Here is a 3,585-nt window from a genome sequence, read left to right on the forward strand (position 1 = left end):
CGGCCTATTGGATTCGTTGCTGGGAGTTCGCGCCATCGGCATTCACCCCGCAAAGCCAGTGTTCATGCGGGTTGCGGGGGTTTTGCAGGGCCGACTAAGTCGCCGGGTTCTGACTACCCGCAACGATGGCGACATCCACTTCACCTGGACCAACGGCGGGTGCACCGTCTACTGACCCCTCGGTTGCGGGGCCAACGGTCGTCAAGAGAGCGTCTTGCGACGTACTAGGTTTCCAGAGCGGGTGCCTTCAGCGCCATTGAAGGGGCCATCTCGTGGATGCCAGCTGCTTTGGCGGCGAACGACCGCCCGGGCTGCGCAATCGCCTCAAGCACCGAACGCCCTCTCGCTGAGCATGGGCTGCCTGCTGCTGATCGGTCAGTCAGTTCAGCGCCAATGGCCGCCGCCTTCTCGCCGCCCTGTCTATATCTCGGCACCTGACTTCCCGTGACTGGGCAGCGCGAGAAGGAACTCAGCCAGCCCTCGGGAGCACGCGCAGGCCGGCGACAGGCGCATCGGCTGCCCGGATGAATCGTCGATGCGCGTCAAGAGCCCGACACAGTAGCGAACGCCCTTCGCGCGCCCCGCGCGTGCACGACCGGCCCAAGCGCCTTCACAAGGATCTCGAGTTTCATCGTTGCGGAAGTCGGCCTGTCGCTTGAAGTCGTGCGCCCCGTCGCGCAGTCCGCTGAGTGGGACTCGAACGTCTGCGACGGAAGGCCCAGCGCTCGGACCAGCCGCGGGGTGAGCACGAGACCTGCTCCGTCATCCGCCGGTTGCGCTCCCTGCACCGTCGACAGGCGCTTCAAGGCAAGCCCGGCCTCAAGCCGCAGCGCACGAGGTGCATAGCACTCGGGGCACAGCCGCGTCGTCTTGCCTCCGATCCGCCTCAATCTGCCCGCCCGCCCGCAGTCGGCACACGACGCGGCGATGCGCGCCTCGGTTCTCCTGAGCACTCCGAGAACGGGCCTGTCAGCCCCGACATGAAGGAAGCCGATCCCGTCGCCGCGGACGATAGGGGGCGACACGACGATCTCGCTCCGCTGCCTGCAGTCCATCGCTCGCAGCCGCTTCATGCAGCACAGGTAGGTGGCTCTCCACCCCGGCGGCAGCTGTCCTGCAAACTCGATGCATTCACGAATGCTCCGAGCGAAGGCGGTTGCCCCACGATCCGACGTCTGTCCTTCCTTGTAGCCGCTGGCTTGACTCATCCTGGCTTCTCCGTCAGTTGCTGCTGATGAACCCCACCGCCCGCCTCCGGGGTTCGCGAAGGTCCGGCAGGTCCGCAAGTTGCACGCGCCGCCGACCTTGGCATGCCGCCTTGGCGTGGGCGATCTCGAGGGCCTGACGCATTTGGCGCGGACTCATGCTCGCGAGCCTCGCGACGACGCCCTCGTCGAGCCGCTCATCGAATGCGATGGCCCACTCAGACTCCCTGCGAAGACCCTCGTGAACGCTTTGGATGACGGCCCAAAGCTGTTCACGCGTCGGCTCCTTGACGCGAACATGCTGAAACCGGGATCGCAATGCCGGCTCGACAGCATCGGCGTCATTGCAGGTTGCAATCCAGAGCAAATGCGACGCATCGATCGGCAGCCGCAGCGCCTCGTCGATGAACTCCTTCGCCGAGTGCCGCTCGAGCAAGGCGTAGAGGCAGCCCAGGCCGCTGTCTGCTCGTGAAGGAAGCTTGTCCAGTTCGTCCAGGAGCACCATGGGCGACATGCAGGGCTGATCGAGTGCGTCCCAGACCACGCCGGGTTTGGCTGATGCGTAGCTCGCGTCGAGGCCCGCGAGCGAGAAATCGGCCGAAAGCGTCGACACGCTGAGCGGGATCAGCGGCACACCGAGTGCGGCGCAAAGTTGCCTCGCGAAGACGGTCTTGCCGATACCGGGCGGTCCGTCGAGGAGGAGCGGGGGCAATCGCAAGACCGGCTCCACTGCAAGGCGGCACAGGGACAGATGCATCCTGACCAGCTCGGTGACTTCGGCGAAGTTCGGAAATCGCCGATCGAGATCGGCAAGCACTTCCGGGGCGGGCACCGTGGCAACCACCCGCTGCGAGCCGAGTTGCCTGGCGCGGGTCAGGCGCTGCAAGGTCATTTCTCTGGCTTCGCCGGTCAGCCGTGACGCCCATTCGATCTGCTCGTCGAGCCTATCCTCGTCAAACAGGCGCCTTTGCGGTGTCGCCTTCTGAGGTGGCAGAACCGGGGCGGGCATGACTGAAGCGGAGAACTGCTCGATCCACCGGAGCTGCCGGGCAAGATCGGGGTCCGCACGACGCGGCGATGCCTGCCCCCGGGCGTTCTCCGAGCAGCTGGAGATGTGTCTTGTGCTCATCTGCGACTCCACGCTGAGTGGCGAAACTCCGGTCACTTCATGCGCTGGAGCTTCAGGTAGAAGAACTCGCGGATTTTCCAGATGTGCGGAGGATGACCCTTTGATCCAGGGTGGACGTTGAACCTTCCTTCGTCGTAGGCCATGAGCGCAATCTCCGCCTCCGGAGCCTTTCTCTCGAGAAAGGGCAGAAGGGACTTGAGCACACGAACAGCGTGCTGATCGCAAATGTTCAGCACATACGCGTCGCGGTTCATGCTCAAGGTTCGCCGCACCTTGTAGAGGCGCGGTCGGACGCCGACCGCTTCAGCAAAGCGCGTCAACGATCCGGCGTGGTTCTGGTTGAGCGTGAGGACGAGTCGGTACGTGGGCTTCGTGCGGTCCTTGAGCTGCGTCTTTGCGATCGTGATGCATGCTTCCCCGTCCGCGAACCCGGCAGCCCACGACAGCTCGAGAAGCCGCCTGATGTCCGGGGTGATCGCGGGGTTGAATCCGGGCTCGGCGAGCTGCGTGCCGAGAACTCGGTTCTTCGTCCTGCCTCCCGGGCTGAAACGGCGGGCAGGCGGAGCGAAGGGGTATCGGGTATGGGCAAGGCTGGCGGCAAACATGATGGCTGTCCCTTTCTGGCTTGAGGTTTGATGCTTGAGCGTCATATAACGCAAACGCACTGTAGAACGCATATATGCAATTCAACAAGCTGACGGGCGGTGCATCTATCGTTCGTTGCATGCACGCAACAGCGGTGCGAACGCATAATCGGTCTGCGCGGCAGCTGGCCGCGCATCAGGAGACGCCAGTGATTCGCTTCCGCCTTACCGAGCTGCTCTCAGAAAAGGCCTTTCGCGAAGGCAGAAGAATCGAGTGGCAGGACGTCGCACAAGCCACAGGAATACACAAGGCGACCCTTTCGCGCATGCTGAACATTCGGGGATACAACGCCAGCATCTCGAGCGTCGACAGTCTGTGCAGGTTCTTTGGTTGCCAGGTCGGCGATCTGCTTGTCTATGTCCTGAATCCGTGACCCTTGCGTTCGAACCCTCGTACTGGATGCCAAATTGCTGATTCCGATGCCGAATTCGCCTCTGGAATTCGACCTGCCAGCGCCAGGCAATGCCATTAGCCGACTGAAGAGCGCTAATTGGTCGGCCCTGCAAAACCCCCGCAACCCGCATGAACACTGGCTTTGCGGGGTGAATTCCGATGGCGCGAACTCCCAGCAACGAATCCAATAGGCCGCAGTTTCTGGGAGTTCTG

Annotated in this window: 3 protein-coding genes; 1 reads left to right on the forward strand and 2 read right to left on the reverse strand. The window is 63.2% G+C overall.

Annotated features, from left to right (window positions below):
- Positions 1-1,221: 1,221 nt before the first annotated feature.
- Both DRV96_RS17550 and DRV96_RS17555 read right to left on the reverse strand, forming a co-directional pair.
- Positions 1,222-2,334, reverse strand: a complete 1,113-nt coding sequence (locus tag DRV96_RS17550; protein WP_162911134.1) for an AAA family ATPase — start codon at positions 2,332-2,334, stop codon at positions 1,222-1,224.
- 32 nt (positions 2,335-2,366) lie between these two features.
- Entirely contained in the window at positions 2,367-2,984 is a 618-nt protein-coding gene (locus tag DRV96_RS17555; RefSeq protein WP_119293554.1) for a hypothetical protein, read from the reverse strand.
- Positions 2,985-3,013: 29 nt separating this feature from the next.
- On the opposite strand from DRV96_RS17555, the gene DRV96_RS17560 reads away from it, so the two are divergent.
- A complete protein-coding gene (locus DRV96_RS17560; RefSeq protein WP_210757100.1) occupies positions 3,014-3,352 on the forward strand; it encodes a helix-turn-helix domain-containing protein in 339 nt (112 codons plus the stop codon).
- Positions 3,353-3,585 lie beyond the last annotated feature (233 nt).

Source organism: Azohydromonas sediminis, assembly GCF_003574675.1.
GTDB classification, from domain to species: domain Bacteria; phylum Pseudomonadota; class Gammaproteobacteria; order Burkholderiales; family Burkholderiaceae_C; genus Calidifontimicrobium; species Calidifontimicrobium sediminis.